Annotated in this window: 16 protein-coding genes and 1 pseudogene; 5 read left to right on the top strand and 12 right to left on the bottom strand. The window is 64.0% G+C overall.

Translation table 11 applies throughout. The annotated features are described in order from the left end of the window. Window positions 1-102: 102 nt before the first annotated feature. The 3 genes from CI805_RS08760 to CI805_RS08750 all read right to left on the bottom strand — a co-directional run bounded on the left by CI805_RS08760 (window position 103) and on the right by CI805_RS08750 (window position 3,116). Entirely contained in the window at window positions 103-1,476 is a 1,374-nt protein-coding gene (locus CI805_RS08760; RefSeq protein WP_260922059.1) for a pyruvate dehydrogenase complex E1 component subunit beta, read from the bottom strand. A gap of 1 nt (window position 1,477) precedes the next feature. Further along, window positions 1,478-2,563: a pyruvate dehydrogenase (acetyl-transferring) E1 component subunit alpha gene (gene pdhA, locus CI805_RS08755; RefSeq protein WP_260922056.1), complete on the bottom strand. Its 1,086-nt coding sequence runs from the start codon at window positions 2,561-2,563 to the stop codon at window positions 1,478-1,480. Between the two features lie 283 nt (window positions 2,564-2,846). Next, window positions 2,847-3,116, bottom strand: a complete 270-nt coding sequence (locus CI805_RS08750; RefSeq protein ID WP_260922053.1) for an FtsB family cell division protein — start codon at window positions 3,114-3,116, stop codon at window positions 2,847-2,849. Between the two features lie 203 nt (window positions 3,117-3,319). Between CI805_RS08750 and CI805_RS08745 the strand changes: the two genes are divergently transcribed. Continuing rightward, window positions 3,320-3,535, top strand: a complete 216-nt coding sequence (locus CI805_RS08745) for a hypothetical protein (protein WP_260922050.1) — start codon at window positions 3,320-3,322, stop codon at window positions 3,533-3,535. Between the two features lie 218 nt (window positions 3,536-3,753). Here CI805_RS08745 and CI805_RS08740 read toward each other — a convergent pair whose 3' ends face one another. From CI805_RS08740 to CI805_RS08710, 7 genes and pseudogenes are all read right to left on the bottom strand, one after another. Further along, on the bottom strand, window positions 3,754-4,326 hold the full coding sequence (locus tag CI805_RS08740; protein WP_260922047.1) for a hypothetical protein: 573 nt from the start codon (window positions 4,324-4,326) through the stop codon (window positions 3,754-3,756). 94 nt (window positions 4,327-4,420) lie between these two features. Beyond that, window positions 4,421-5,295 (bottom strand): annotated as a pseudogene (mmsB, locus tag CI805_RS08735) (3-hydroxyisobutyrate dehydrogenase). A 102-nt stretch (window positions 5,296-5,397) separates the two neighbouring features. Then, window positions 5,398-6,192: an enoyl-CoA hydratase-related protein gene (locus CI805_RS08730; RefSeq protein WP_260922033.1), complete on the bottom strand. Its 795-nt coding sequence runs from the start codon at window positions 6,190-6,192 to the stop codon at window positions 5,398-5,400. Continuing rightward, window positions 6,189-7,247: an enoyl-CoA hydratase/isomerase family protein gene (locus CI805_RS08725; RefSeq protein ID WP_260922030.1), complete on the bottom strand. Its 1,059-nt coding sequence runs from the start codon at window positions 7,245-7,247 to the stop codon at window positions 6,189-6,191. Before CI805_RS08725 ends, CI805_RS08730 begins: the two co-directional genes overlap by 4 nt. A 9-nt stretch (window positions 7,248-7,256) precedes the next feature. Beyond that, a complete protein-coding gene (locus tag CI805_RS08720; RefSeq protein WP_260922026.1) occupies window positions 7,257-8,405 on the bottom strand; it encodes an acyl-CoA dehydrogenase family protein in 1,149 nt (382 codons plus the stop codon). A gap of 51 nt (window positions 8,406-8,456) precedes the next feature. Then, window positions 8,457-8,954, bottom strand: a complete 498-nt coding sequence (locus CI805_RS08715) for a hypothetical protein (protein WP_260922020.1) — start codon at window positions 8,952-8,954, stop codon at window positions 8,457-8,459. A 95-nt stretch (window positions 8,955-9,049) separates the two neighbouring features. Further along, on the bottom strand, window positions 9,050-10,498 hold the full coding sequence (locus CI805_RS08710) for a CoA-acylating methylmalonate-semialdehyde dehydrogenase (RefSeq protein WP_260927886.1): 1,449 nt from the start codon (window positions 10,496-10,498) through the stop codon (window positions 9,050-9,052). On the opposite strand from CI805_RS08710, the gene CI805_RS08705 reads away from it, so the two are divergent. The 3 genes from CI805_RS08705 to CI805_RS08695 all read left to right on the top strand — a co-directional run bounded on the left by CI805_RS08705 (window position 10,409) and on the right by CI805_RS08695 (window position 12,208). After that, window positions 10,409-10,699: a hypothetical protein gene (locus CI805_RS08705; protein ID WP_260928030.1), complete on the top strand. Its 291-nt coding sequence runs from the start codon at window positions 10,409-10,411 to the stop codon at window positions 10,697-10,699. The genes CI805_RS08710 and CI805_RS08705 overlap by 90 nt on opposite strands. Window positions 10,700-10,774: 75 nt before the next feature. After that, window positions 10,775-11,674, top strand: coding sequence for a LysR family transcriptional regulator (locus CI805_RS08700; protein WP_313958479.1), 900 nt, complete (start codon window positions 10,775-10,777; stop codon window positions 11,672-11,674). Window positions 11,675-11,716: 42 nt separating this feature from the next. After that, a complete protein-coding gene (locus CI805_RS08695; RefSeq protein WP_260922015.1) occupies window positions 11,717-12,208 on the top strand; it encodes a flavin reductase family protein in 492 nt (163 codons plus the stop codon). 15 nt (window positions 12,209-12,223) lie between these two features. Here the strand turns inward: CI805_RS08695 and CI805_RS08690 are convergent, their stop codons facing one another. Both CI805_RS08690 and CI805_RS08685 read right to left on the bottom strand, forming a co-directional pair. Further along, the gene (locus tag CI805_RS08690) at window positions 12,224-13,156 is read right to left on the bottom strand and encodes an acyltransferase family protein (RefSeq protein WP_409934948.1); all 933 of its coding nucleotides are present in this window, start codon (window positions 13,154-13,156) and stop codon (window positions 12,224-12,226) included. After that, window positions 13,153-13,404 carry a hypothetical protein gene (locus tag CI805_RS08685; RefSeq protein WP_260922012.1) on the bottom strand — a complete coding sequence of 84 codons (252 nt, stop codon included), beginning with the start codon at window positions 13,402-13,404 and terminating at the stop codon, window positions 13,153-13,155. Before CI805_RS08685 ends, CI805_RS08690 begins: the two co-directional genes overlap by 4 nt. A gap of 208 nt (window positions 13,405-13,612) precedes the next feature. Here CI805_RS08685 and CI805_RS08680 point away from each other — a divergent pair, with 208 nt between their 5' ends. Continuing rightward, a complete protein-coding gene (locus CI805_RS08680) occupies window positions 13,613-14,239 on the top strand; it encodes a substrate-binding domain-containing protein (protein WP_260921995.1) in 627 nt (208 codons plus the stop codon).

Genomic DNA, 14,239 nt, shown 5'->3' with positions numbered 1-14,239 from the left:
AGCTCTGGACGCCCACTCCGGCCACCGCCCACGCAAAAGGGCCGGGGAAGTTGCCATCCCCGGCCCTTTCAGATCCGTGTCACCGGAAGGTTTGCGAACCGCTTAGCGGTAGCAGACCTTCTTGGCGGCAGCGACGATGCTGTCGGTGTTGATCAGCGTCGCCTTTTCGAGGTTCGCCGCATACGGCATCGGCACGTCCTCGTTGGTGACGCGCAGAACCGGTGCGTCGAGGTTGTCGAAGCCTTCCTCCATGCAGATCGTCGCGATTTCCGAGGCGATCGAGCAGACCGGGAAGCCTTCTTCGGCCACGATCAGACGGTTGGTCTTGGCGAGGCTTTCGAGCACCGTGTCCTTGTCGAGCGGGCGCAGCGTGCGCAGATCGACGACTTCGGCATCGATGCCCTCTTCGGCCAGCTTTTCAGCTGCTTCCAGAGCCAGGCCGACGCCGATCGAGTACGACACGATCGTCACGTCCTTGCCTTCCTTCATGATGCGCGCCTTGCCGATCGGCAGGACGTGGTCATCAAGCTCGGGCAGCTCGAAGTGACGGCCGTAGACCAGCTCGTTCTCGAGGAACACGACCGGATCTTCCGACCGGATCGCCGCCTTGAGCAGGCCCTTGGCGTCCGAAGCGTCGTAAGGCGCGATCACCACCAGACCCGGGACCGAGGCGTACCACGGACCGTAGTTCTGCGAGTGCTGCGCACCCACGCGGGCCGCAGCACCGTTGGGACCACGGAACACGATCGGACAGCGCATCTGTCCACCGGACATGTAGTTGGTCTTGGCAGCCGAGTTGATGATATGGTCGATCGCCTGCATGGCGAAGTTGAACGTCATGAACTCGACGACCGGACGCAGACCACCCATCGCCGCACCGGCACCGATACCGGCAAAGCCGTATTCGGTGATCGGGGTGTCGATGACGCGCTTGGGGCCGAACTCCTGAAGGAGGCCCTGCGTCACCTTGTAGGCGCCCTGGTACTCAGCGACTTCCTCGCCCATCACGAAGACGCGCTCGTCACGGCGCATTTCCTCGGCCATGGCGTCGCGCAGGGCGTCGCGGACGGTCGAGGTCTTCATGTTGGTGCCGTGCGGGATCACCGGGTCCGAGACCTTGGGCTTGGCCGAACTGGCAAGCTGCTCGGTGCCGCTGGCGGCAGCCTTGGGAGCTTCCTCGGCAGCCGCAGCGGGCGCGGCAGCAGGCGCTGCCGAAACGCTCGACGCGTCTTCGCCTTCGGCGGCCAGAACCGCGATTACGGTGCCGACCTTCACGCCCTCGGTGCCTTCGGCCACGAGGATCTTGCCGACCACGCCTTCATCGACGGCTTCAAATTCCATCGTCGCCTTGTCGGTCTCGATCTCGGCCATGATGTCGCCCGAAGAGACGGTATCGCCTTCCTTGACCAGCCACTTGGCCAGCTTGCCCTCTTCCATGGTGGGCGAGAGAGCGGGCATTTTCAGTTCGATCGCCATCTCAGTACTGCTCCACCAGGATGTCGGTATAAAGTTCGGAGAGTTCCGGCTCGGGCGACTTCTCGGCGAAGTCCGCCGCTTCGGCGACGACGGCGCGCACGCGCTTGTCGAGATCCTTGAGGCTCTCTTCGGTAACGCCCATCTTGATCAGCTCGGCCTTGGCGTGCTCGATCGGGTCGCGATTGTCGCGAACGTCCTGCACTTCCTCGCGGCTGCGATACTTCGCAGGGTCCGACATCGAGTGACCGCGATAGCGATAGGTGTTGAGTTCCATCAGAACCGGACCGTTGCCGCCGCGCACGTGCGCCAGCGCCACTTCGGCGGCCTTGCGGACCTGCAGCACGTCCATGCCGTCAACCTGCATGCCGGGGATGCGGAAGGCATGGCCGCGACGGTGGAAGTGCGTTTCGGCCGAACCGCGCTTCACGGCGGTGCCCATGGCATAACCGTTGTTCTCGATCACGAAGATGATCGGCAGGTTCCACAAGGCGGCCATGTTGAACGCTTCGTAGACCTGGCCCTGGTTCGCAGCGCCATCGCCGAAGTAGGCGAGCGTGACGCCGCCGTCCTCGTTGTACTTGTGCGCGAAGGCAAGCCCTGCGCCCAGCGGCACCTGCGCGCCGACGATGCCGTGGCCGCCGTAGAACTTATGTTCGACGGAGAACATGTGCATCGAGCCGCCCTTGCCCTTCGAGATACCGGCTTCACGGCCGGTAAGCTCGGCCATGATGACCTTGGGATCGATGCCGTAGGCCAGCATGTGGCCGTGGTCGCGGTAGCCGGTGATGACCGAGTCTACGCCCGAGGTCAGGGCTGACTGCAGACCGACCGCAACGGCTTCCTGGCCGATGTAAAGGTGGCAGAAGCCGCCGATGAAACCCAGACCATAGAGCTGGCCGGCCTTTTCCTCGAAACGGCGGATGAGCAGCATCTGCTCGTAGAAGTTGAGAAGCTCCTCCTTCTCCGGCTGATACCGGCGGTCAGCATCGTAGGCTTCCTGGAGGGCATTCATGGCGAAGTTGTCGTCCGGTGCAGTTGCACCTGCGGCTTCCACCTCCGGCTGGACGTCGTTTTTTGCTTTAGGCAACGGGGGCTCCCCATCGTTTTGTGTCGTCAGGTGGAGGCGGTATAGGAGCGGTATGGCGAGAGCGGAAGCGGCAACACCAAAAATTGGCCGCTTTGCCGGAGAAATTATGGCTCCACGCAAGATTGATGCGTCGCGATGCAAAAGACGCTTATGAAATGCGCCTGAACCATTCGGTACAGCACACGAAGACGCCCTCACCGATCATGCTGCGGCGCAGCAGAATCAGGTGCGGTGCAGCAAGGAACTGGGCAGCAAAGATCTGGGCAGCAAAGTTATCGGAAGGTCAGGAGCCCTGATGCGGCAGCATCATGATCATCTCGTCCGGGTGCGCGACGTTCAGGTCGCGGCGGACGAGTTCCCCTGCCAGATCCGGGTCCATGTGATCGGGTTCGAGCAGATTGACGCGGTTCTGGAGGTGATCGCGCTGGCCACGCAGACCAGCCAGCGTTACCTGTCGCGCCTGCAACAGATGCGCGTTCTCGTTCCACGCGATCAGACCGCTGGGCCCGGCGATGACGAAGCCGAGCATGACAAGCAGGCTCATCAGGGCCATGCCCTGAATCATCCTCTCGCGTGCCATCCGGGGTTCGTGTCGCATCGTCCTCAATCGCAAGTCTGTATCACCGCGAAACACTGTGAATCACACCCGATTCCGTGTTGCAAGCCTTTTCATACGGAATGCGGCGAGTCGCGGCCACAGCCGGGCGCTACGTCCCGCCGCAAAGGTTGTGCATAGCTGTTGATAAGTGGGGTGGGATGACTGCGATGGGCACACCCCAAATCTTCGTCATTCCCGCGAAGGCGGGAATCCAGTCGGCGCCGCACTTCAAAATTGAGAGCCCCTCCAAGTTTGCGCCGCTCACTGTGGATTACCAATCCTCACATTTCGCGCAAAGGCAAGAATGGCAAAAACAATCGGAAGGTATGCCCCACGGCAAGGTGACCACCGGGCTCCCACTTTCGCGGGAATGACGAAGAAGGGTGGGGAGCGATCATAGCCTTCTCCCCTTCAGGGGAGAGGGCTGGAAGAGGGAGCGCGCGGCCTAACCCCTCTCAACTACGGCTAGACAGCAAACTGCCAAGCCTTCGTATCTCTCCCCTGAAGAGGAGAGAGGATATGTCCGCAACGGGGCGTAAACCATCTCGAACTCAATGATCCACTTCACACCCGAACGCCTTTCACCTCCCCATCAACGCCGTCGCCATGCAGTAAAGCTGCGGGCGTGCCCCGGCTTGTCACGCAGGACGCGTTGTGGGCCGTCGCGGACCAGCGCCTCTGCATCGGGTGACTGACCGGGGTTCATCGACCAGGATTCGATGCGCTCGTTATCGAACACGAAACCGGCCCCACCCTCGGCGCCGACATCGAGGCGGAAGGTGATGAAATCAGTCCAGTGCTGGCCACACGCGACACCGTTCTCGACCGTGAAGTAGCGCCCCGCGACGGAGATCGTCGCATCGCTGTCGAGGAAAGGGTCGCACTGGCCGCCTTCATCCGCCCTCATGACAACATCGTCATTGCGGGCAACCAGCACGAGCGCCCGTGCCTCATGCCCGCCGCGCTCCTCGAAGATCAGCAAGGGACGCGCTGGCGCCGCTTCATCGCGGGTGCGATAGCTGTCCTCACCCTTGCGTCCCATGGCGACCAGACGGAAACTCGGAGCGCCTTTCGGCGCCATCTCCCGACTGGCGAGAATGTCATAACCAGGCAGAACGCGCGCGGCAGCAACCGCGACCGGATCATCTGCGGGCGGCGCCGCCATAGCAGCAGCAGGAACACTCGAAAGTAGGGCAAGAGTGCCAAGCGAGATCGTCATATGCCGGGCCTAGCTGCATTGACCGACCTGGCAAAGCCCTTCAATCCGCCAGCGTCGTGAAGATCGCGCCAAAGTCCAGCGCCCCCTTGCCCGAAGCGACGAAGGCCTCGTAGATGCGCGTCGCGTGTTCGCCCATCGGCACGCTCGCACCCGCGCCTTCGGCTCCCGCCATCGCCAGACGCAGGTCCTTCAGCATCAGCGCGGACGCAAAGCCGCCTGCGTAATGGTTGTCTGCCGGGCTCGGCGCGCCGACGCCGGGCATCGGGTATAGTCGTTGAGCGACCAGCAGGCGCCCGTCGCCTTCGAGGCGATCGACTGGAACACCTGCGGGTCAAGGCCCGCCTTGCTCGCCAGCGCCAGCGCCTCGCACGTGCCGATCATGTGGATTGCCAGCAGCATGTTGTTCGCCATCTTGGCGATCTGCCCGCAACCCGAGGCACCGGCATGGATCACGGCCTTGGCCATCGGTGCCAGCACGGCCTCGGCGCGCACAAAGCTCTCCTCGCCGCCACCGACCATGAAAGTGAGCGCGCCCGCCTTCGCCCCGGCGATACCGCCAGAGGCCGGCGCATCGACCATCGCGAAGCCCCCTGCCTCGGCATCGGCCGTCAGCGCCCGCGCTGTCGCCAGATCGATGGTCGAGCATTCCACGAACAGCGTGCCGGGGCGAGCATGGGGGAATACCTCGCCCTCATAGACCGCGCGCACGATCTCACCGTTCGGCAACATCGAGACGACCGCCTCAGCGCCGACCACCGCCTCGGCCACCGAACGCATGATTGTGCAACCATTCTGCCGGCCTTGCTCCAGCGCCGGTTCAGAAAGGTCGAAGGCCCGCACACGGTGTCCGGCGGCGGTAATATTGGCCGCCATGCCGCTGCCCATGTTGCCAAGTCCGATGAAGGCGATCTCCATGGCATCCTCTCCTCGTACTGACGCCCGAAGTTGCTCCTCAGTGCGTCTCTACCCCTTTTTTATCCGTCTCAGCCGGGTTCTCCGAAACGTGTCACGAGCCGCTCAGCGGCCCTTCCAGACCCCTGCCCGCTTCTCGATGAACGCCGCCATGCCCTCGGCCTTGTCTTCGCTCGCGGCAAGCACCTGGAACATCCGGCGCTCGGCGACGAGACCCTGCGTCAGCGTGGTTTCATAAGCGGTATCCACCATTTCCTTGACCATCATCGCGGCCAGCGGCGGCATCGAGGCGATCACTTCGGCGGTTTTCAGCGCCTCGTCGAGCAGGTCCGCAAGTGGCACCACCCGCGCGACGAGCCCGGAACGCTCGGCCTCGGCGGCATCCATCATCCGCCCGGTCAGACACATTTCCATGGCCTTGGCCTTGCCGATGGCGCGGGTCAGTCGCTGCGAGCCGCCCATGCCGGGGCCTTCGCCGAGCTTGATCTCGGGCTGGCCGAACTTCGCAGTATCGGCGGCGATGATGAAGTCCGCCATCATCGCCAGCTCACACCCGCCGCCCAGCGCAAAGCCGTTGACCGCCGCGATCCACGGCTTGCGGGTCCGCCCGACCACATCGCTCTGCCACCCGGCGAACAGGTCCTCGGCATACATCGCCGCCGCGCCCTTGTCGGCCATTTCCTTGATGTCAGCCCCTGCAGCAAAGGCCTTCTCGCCACTGCCGGTGACGACGGCACAGAGTTGCGACGGATCGGCCTGAAAGGCAGCCAGCGCCTGACTCAATTCCGAAAGAACCTGCAAGTTCAGGGCATTGAGAGATTTAGGTCGATTTAATGTGAGGAGCGTAACAGCGCCTCGCTGTTCGACAAGAAGGGTTTCGAACTGGGTTGCACTGCTCATTGCGGGGTCCACTCCTCTTCGGCCGGCAGGGCGGCAAAGATAGCGTCCAGCATCGCCTCGGTCACGTCCTGCGATGCAGCCGGATGCCAATGCGGGGAATTGTCCTTGTCGACCAGCACCGCGCGCACGCCCTCGGCGAAATCCGGTTGCAGGATCGTGCGCGCTGCCAGGCGGTATTCCATAACCATCTCGTCTGCAAAGGTTTCCAGCCCCGCCCCGATCGCGAGTTGCCGCAAGGCGACCTTGCACGAGGTCGGGCTGCGAGTCTGCAACAGTGCAAGTTGGTCCAGCGCCCAGTCGGACGGATCGTCCGCCAGCGAGTGGAGAATGTCCTCCAGCGAATCCGAGGCGAAGTGCCGGGCAATCTCCGCGGCCTGCACCGCAATTCGAGGTTCCGGAGGTTTCACCGACAGGTCATTGAGAACACTGGCGATCTCATGTCCCGCCGCCAGTCTCTGTTTCGCATCCTCCAGCCGTTCCGACGGCAGGTAGTGCGTCGCAAGGCCAGCCCATAGGCACTCAGCGCCATCCAGCCGCGCGCCGGTCAGCGCCAGGAACTGCCCCAGACGCCCTTGCAGGCGCGAGAGATACCAGCCGCCGCCGACATCGGGAAACAGGCCGATCGCGGTCTCGGGCATGGCGAAGCGGGTGTTCTCGGTCGCCACCCGAAACCGTGCGGGCTGCGACAGGCCGACGCCTCCGCCCATGGTGATGCCGTCCATGAACGCGACGACAGGCTTGGGATAAGTAAACAGCCGATAGTTCAGCCGGTACTCGGCATGGAAGAACGCCCGACCGCTCATGCCGCCATCGTCGAGCGCCGAGCGCCGCACCTTGGCGACATCACCGCCTGCGCAAAAGCCGCGCCCGCCGGCATGATCAATCATCACCAGCGCAATGTGCGGATCGCTCTCCCATTCGTCGAGCGCACGGCGCATCGCTCGGCACATGCCCAGCGTCAGCGCGTGGATAGCCTTGGGGCGGTCGAGCGAGATGTGCCCGGCGATGCCATCGGCACGGGCCTGAACGGCCTCTTCAAGTATCTGGGAAGGCATGAAAACCTTTCATTCACTAAGCAGGTCGCGCCCGATGATGAGACGCATCACTTCGTTGGTGCCTTCCAAGATGCGATGCACGCGCAGGTCCCGCCAGAACCGTTCGATCGGATAGTCGCGCAAATAGCCGTAGCCACCGAAAAGCTGCAAGGCCCGGTCGACGACAGCCGAACCGGTATCGGTGGCGATCAGTTTGGCCATCGCCGCGAACCGGGTGCGATCAGGCGCGCCATGCGTCACCTTGTCCGCCGCCAGATAGAGCAGCGCCCGCGCCGCTTCGAGTTCGGCGGCCATGTCGGCCAGCCGGAACTGGGTATTCTGGAACTCGGCCAGGGGTCGGTCGAACTGGCGGCGATCGCGCACATAGCCCACCGCCTCGTCAAGGCAACGCTGCGCCCCACCAAGCGAGCAGGCGCCGATATTGAGCCGCCCGCCGTCGAGCCCCGCCATCGCAAAGCGAAAACCTTCACCCTCGTTTCCCAGAAGGTTAGTGGACGAAATTCGGGCATTTTCGAAGATTACCTGCGCCGTCGGCGAGGCATTCCAGCCCAGCTTCTTCTCCGGTGCGCCGAAGCTGACACCCGGCGTATCCTTCTCGACCACGAAGCAGGAAATGCCGCGCGACTTGTGCTCGCCGGTTCGCGCCATCACGAAATAGAGATCGTTGACGCCCGCCCCGGAAATGAACTGCTTGGTGCCGTTGAGGACATAATGATCGCCCTCCCGCCGTGCCGAAGTGCGCAGCGCTGCCGCGTCCGAGCCGGAACCGGGCTCGGTGAGGCAATACGACGCGATCTTGTCCATCGTCACCAGATCGGCGAGATAGCGCGCTTTCAGATCGTCGCTGCCGAACCTGTCGAGCATCCACGCCGCCATGTTGTGGATCGAGATATAGGCCGAGGTCGCAGGGCAGCCATAGGCCATCGCTTCCATCACCAGCGCTGCCTCGATCCGGCCAAGGCCGATGCCACCGCCTTCTTCCGACACATAGATGCCGCCAAAGCCGAGATCGCCCGCCGCCTTCCAGACATCGCGCGGATAGTGGCAGGTCTCGTCCCATTTCCCGGCATAAGGGGTGATCCGCTCGGCGGTGAAGCGGCGTGCCGTCTCCCGTATGGCAATCTGGTCTTCGGTCAGCCCGAACTGGCTCTCGGTCATGTCCTCTCCTGCGGGTTGGCCCCGCCTTTTTCGGTACGGTATGTCTTTATGTCAGGGGCACTTGGAGTACGTCAGTGCCTGCGGCATGGCATCGGGGCCAGTGTCCTTGCGGATCATCGTCAAGCCGCCGTCTGGCGTATGCAGGGCAACCTGGAGCTTCCAGCTTTGCCCTTCCCCGCTGAAATTGAAATCGCCGGTGAAGGCATCGGCCTTCGCGATGGTCACATGAGTCAGATCGGCCACCGATTCGTAGAACTGGAGGCGCGTGGAACTAACCGTCAGCAGGCCCTTGGCATCGCCTGCCTGCGAAGTGCAATCCGCCTTGACCAATCCCCAGCGGCCCAGCAGCGCGGGCGGGATCGCATCCTGCGGCACGGCCGCCTGCGTAGATGAAGGTTCCGGCGACGGCATATCGGAGGCGATGTCCTCCACCGGCGCATTGGCAGTGGGGCTGGGCTCAGGCTGATCCTTGCTCGATCTGGAGCAACCGGCCAGCGCGAGCATGGCGGCTCCGGTGACAAGGAACGCGGCGAAAGTGGAACGGCGCATGGCGGTATCCCTTTGCTGGAAGAGGCCTTTTCATCCGACGAAACGCGCTGGCTGCCAAGGCTGTTCCGCAAGTTGACCCCGTTTCAGCCCCCATTTCACCCCATCGTCGGGATCACGAAGGCATCGTGCCCCGTTGCTCCGCCGCTACCATCGGGCCAGCGCTGTGTGACCGTCTTTACGCGGGTCCAGAAGCGCACGCCTTCCATGCCGTGCTGGTTGGCATCGCCGAAAGCCGAACGCTTCCATCCGCCGAAGCTGTGATAGGCGACCGGCACCGGGATCGGCACGTTGATGCCCACCATGCCGACATCCACGCGCGAGGCGAATTCGCGCGCGGCATGGCCATTGCGCGTGAAGATCGCGACGCCGTTGCCGTACTGGTGACGCGAAGGCAGCGCGACCGCCTCCTCGAACGTCTGTGCCCGCACGATCTGGAGAACAGGGCCGAAAATTTCCTCGTGATAGCTGCGCATCTCGGGCGTCACCCGGTCGATCAGCGTCGGGCCGACGAACCAGCCGCCTTCGTGGCCCTGCAAAACCAGTCCACGGCCATCGACGACGATCTCTGCGCCTTCCTCGGCGGACTTCGCAATCCAGCCCTCGACCCGCGCCTTGTGCTCGGAAGAAACGACCGGGCCGTAATGTGCATTCGCGTCGGTCGATACGCCGACGCGCAAGGCCTCGATGGCCGGGATCAGCCTGGCGCGAAGTCGCTCTGCCGTCTCCTCCCCCACCGGCACGACGACCGGCAGGGCCATGCAGCGCTCCCCGGCCGAGCCGAAAGCGGCACCGGTAAGGTCGTTCACCACCTGATCGAGATCGGCATCGGGCATGACGATGCCGTGGTTCTTCGCCCCGCCCATCGCCTGTACCCGCTTGCCCGCCGCCGCACCGCGCCGATAGACCTCGTGCGCGATGTCGGACGAGCCGACGAAGCTGACAGCCGCGATATCGGGGTGATCGAGAATCGCCTCGACCATCTCGCGATCGCCGTGGACGACCTGCAGCACACCTTCGGGCGCACCGGCTTCCAGGAACAGTTCGGCAAGCCGCACCGGCACCGAAGGATCGCGCTCGGACGGCTTGAGAATGAAAGCATTGCCCACCGCCGTCGCCACTGCGAACATCCACATCGGGATCATCGCGGGGAAGTTGAACGGGGTGATCCCGGCACCGATGCCGATCGGCTGGCGCATCGAGAACACGTCGATCCCCGGCCCTGCGCCTTGCGTATATTCGCCCTTCAGCGCGTGCGGAATGCCGCAGGCGAATTCGACGACTTCCAGCCCGCGCTGGATATCGCCGCGCGCATCGGCAATGACCTTGCCGTGTTCGCTCGACAGCAGATGGGCGAGTTCGTCCATCTGCGCCTCGACCAGTTCCTTGAAGCGGAACAGCACGCGGGCGCGTCGCTGCGGATTGAGCGCGGCCCAGGCCGGTTGCGCCGCGCGGGCATGCGCGATGGCGCGGTCGAGCACGGATCTGTCTCCGAGCACGACGCGCGCCTGCACTTCGCCCCTGTTGGGATCGAAGACATCGCCCAGTCGGCAATCAGAAGAATCGCCCCGAAGCGATGCATCTGCGGGAATTCGCGTGACCGGGTTATTGTGATTCAGGGGATGTTCGTCGGCGCCTCCGACGAGATGGTCGATGAGGCGCATAACGGCATCCTCTCCCATGTTTTCGTTCTGTATTTTTGTTCTGAAGGCCGTTTAGGACCGACCCTTCTTGCAGGGAAGCAGTGATTTTGCTTTTCTGACCTGCATAAATGCAGGCACACGTCGGGAACCTTTCTGGGCGATGAATAAGGACGTAAAATCATGAGCATGCCCGATCTGGACTGGAGCGATTGCCAGGCTTTTCTGGCAGTTGCACGCTCCGGACAACTCGCTGCGGCAGGCCGCAGGCTCGGTGTCGATCCCACGACGGTCAGTCGTCGCCTGCGCCGGCTGGAGGCCGCAGTGGGCCAGACCCTGTTTGAGCAGAGTCGCACCGGGCAGGAACTGACCGAGGCAGGCGAGGCCATGCTCACTTCGGTCGAGGCGATGGCACTGGCCGCACACGAGATTTCCGAACGCGCCGAGGACGAGGAAGGCCTCGGCGGCACCCTGCGCATGAGCGTGACCGAGGGTTTCGGCTCCTGGTTCCTCGCCAGCATGCTGCCCCGCTTTCGCGAGGCACATCCCCGCCTCGCCATCGACCTTGTGGCCAGCAGCGGCTTTCTCAGCCCGTCACGACGCGAGGCCGACGTGGCGATCATGCTCTCGCGCCCGCGCGCGGGGCCGCTCGTCGCCCACAAGCTGACCGACTACACGCTGCGCCTCTATGCCAGCACCGATTATCTGGTGACGCGCGACCTGCCGAAAGTCCCCGCCGACCTCGAACAGCACCAGCTTGTCGGCTACATCCCCGACCTCATCTATGCCCCGGAACTGCGATATCTTGAGGAGATCCATCCTAACCTCAAGCCGACGATCCGCTCCACCAGTATCGCCGCGCAGCAGAACCTGCTGGCCGCAGGGGCAGGCATCGCCGTACTCCCATGCTTCATGGCCGATCGCGACACCCGCCTCGAACGGGTCATGCCCGACGTGTCGATCAGCCGCAGCCTGTGGTTCGTCACCCATCAGGACACCCGAAGTTTCCGCAGAGTGAGACTCCTGCGCGAATGGCTTGATGAAATCGTGGACATCATGGAGGTTTCCTTGCGCCCGAAGTGACTTCGGGCCAAACCTTGGCATGTTCAGTTCAGCGGAGACAGTGTGACTACCACGACCATCGACCCGGCCGTCTTTCGCAAGGTGCTCGGCAGCTATCCCACCGGCGTCAGCCTGATCACCGCGCTCGATGGCGACAAGCCCGCAGGCATGGTGGTGGGCACTTTCACCTCGGTTTCGCTCGATCCGCCGCTGGTCGGCTTCCTGCCTGCGCGATCGTCCTCATCCTGGCCGCTGATCGAGCGGGCCGGACACTTCGCGGTGAACATCCTCGCCGCCGACCAGCAGGACGTCTGCCGCGCCGCCAGCGCCAAGGGTGACGAGAAGTTCCTCGGCGTGAACTTCACGATGTCCGAACACAACCTGCCGATCATCGCCGATTCCATCGCCTGCATCGAATGCCGCCTCTATTCGGTGACGGACGCGGGCGATCACCTCTTCGTGCTGGGCGAGGTGCTGCGCATGGAGATCGTGCGCGACGAGGACCCGATGCTGTTCCATCGCGGCCGGTTCGGCGGTTTCGCCGAGCGGATCTGAAACAGGCGCGGCGCCTCAGTGTAAAACGGGCGCCGCCACTTCCACCATCGCCGGTTTTGCCCGGCGGTGTCGATTGAGTCCGATCAGCGGACGCAGCGGGCCGATTTCGCGACCGATCAGGTAGAAGCTCCAGCATCCCACCACGGTCGCCGCGATCAGGATCAGGAACTCGGTCAGAGCCGAAAAGCTCTGCTTCATCAGCCAGTATTCCACCGCCACCTGCACCGTCTGGTGGATGATGTAGAACGGGAACACCGCCTCGGCGAGCGTCGCGCGCCAGCTGCCGTCCACGTTCCAGAAGCGATCGGCGATCCCGAACAGCGCGATCATGATGCCCCAACTCTGCACCGCCTTGGCGAAGATCACCGGCACCTGCCAGAACGGCGGGGTCGGCACGTTGCCGGGGTAGAAGCACGCATCCAACGCTACGGCAGCATAGCCGACGAGGCCCGCTACCAGAGCGGCAGGCCACTGCTTCGCGATCGCCAGACGCAGCAGTTCGGAACGGCGCAGCGCAATGCCGAACAGGAACATCAGCCCATAGTGCAGGTGCGCATTGGGGTCGTTCAGGAAATGGTGCGTATCGGTCCAGTCGCCCGGCAACATGCGGATCGCAAAGACGATAAGGGTGCCCAGCGGCAGCAAGCCTGGCCCTGCCAGCAGCGTCTCGGTGCCGCGCAGCATCGCTGCCAGCCAGCGCGTGGGCAGCAGCGACAGCGCGCAGAGCGCCAGCGTATAGGCCAGCAGGTAGATCACGAACCACAAGTGCATGTCGGCAGGCAAGTTCTCGCCGCCCACGCGCCGGAAGCTGAAGGCGTCGTGGAGCATGAAGTAGCCGTAGCCGTGGGTATAACCGCTATGGACCAGCCCCAGAAACGGCTGCGGCGGCACCACCACGATCAGGCCGAACAGCAGCGGAATGCCCAGACGCTTGAGGCGGCTTTTCAGGAACCCGCCGGTGACATCGCCCCTCCCCCTCTGGTGGCAAACGTGCCCTGCTTCACGAACAGCGCCGCGCTGGCATAGCCGGAGATCGCGAACAGCAGCGACAGCCGCCAGGGACTGAGCGCCAGCAGCGGGATTTCCGCCCACCAGATCACGCCGCGCCCCGCCGTCTGGTATCCCCAGGGCGTGAAACCGAAGCCGACATGGTAGAAGATCAGCAGCGCGAACGCACCGACCCGCAGCCAGTCCATGCCATAGTGGCGTCGCGAGGGGGCGTGTTGCATCAAGGTCCGTGTCACTGCCGCATAGCCGACAGAGCCGACCGAAGAACCGCGAGCCTTAGTCCCGATGCCCCGCGCACGCAATCGCGCGATTGCTCCGCGAGACCGCCGGGTATCTCTCCGAAACGGCGCTATCTCGGCTTGGCCGCATCCGCCGGAAGTCCCATCCCCATACACAATGAAGTTCGCGCGTTTTCTTGAAGGCTCAAGCGTAGAGGCTGGCGCCAGCGGGGGTACTGGTGAACCGACCAGTGAACGAACGGGCGTTCAGATCGCCCTGCTTCACGATGGCACCAATATGCCGGTGGCCGGGCTGATCGAGGCCGGACTGCTCGAAGCCATGGCGGGAAGCGGCGTCGCGTTGCTGGTGCAGCCTGTGCTGGCGGGCCTGGGGCACGGCGCCGTGCCGCGCTTTCTCGCCGACCATCGCCCTGCCGCCGTGGTGATCGCCCCGCCGCTCTCCTACGACGATGCGCTGGGCGATCTCTGCGCAGAGGCAGGGGTTACGGCGCTGCGGCTCGGCCCGATCGAGGGCGACCATGCCATGGGCTGCGACGAGCGCTCGGCGATGGCCGCGCTGGTGGCGGCGCTGATCGCGCGCGGACATACCCGCATCGCACTGGTGAGCGGCGCCGATCTCTCACCCTCTGCACGCCTGCGCGAAATGGGGTATCTCGACATGCTGGCCGAGCACGGCCTCGATCGCGGCCCTTCGCTGATCGTGCCGGGGGATGACAGCTTCGCATCAGGACAGGAGGCCGCGCGCCTGCTGTTTCAGGTCAGCCCCTGCCCAGCGCGATCCTGA

The organism is Novosphingobium sp. 9, assembly GCF_025340265.1.
Taxonomy (GTDB): Bacteria; Pseudomonadota; Alphaproteobacteria; order Sphingomonadales; family Sphingomonadaceae; genus Novosphingobium.
This window is presented reverse-complemented; position numbering and strand designations above follow the sequence as displayed.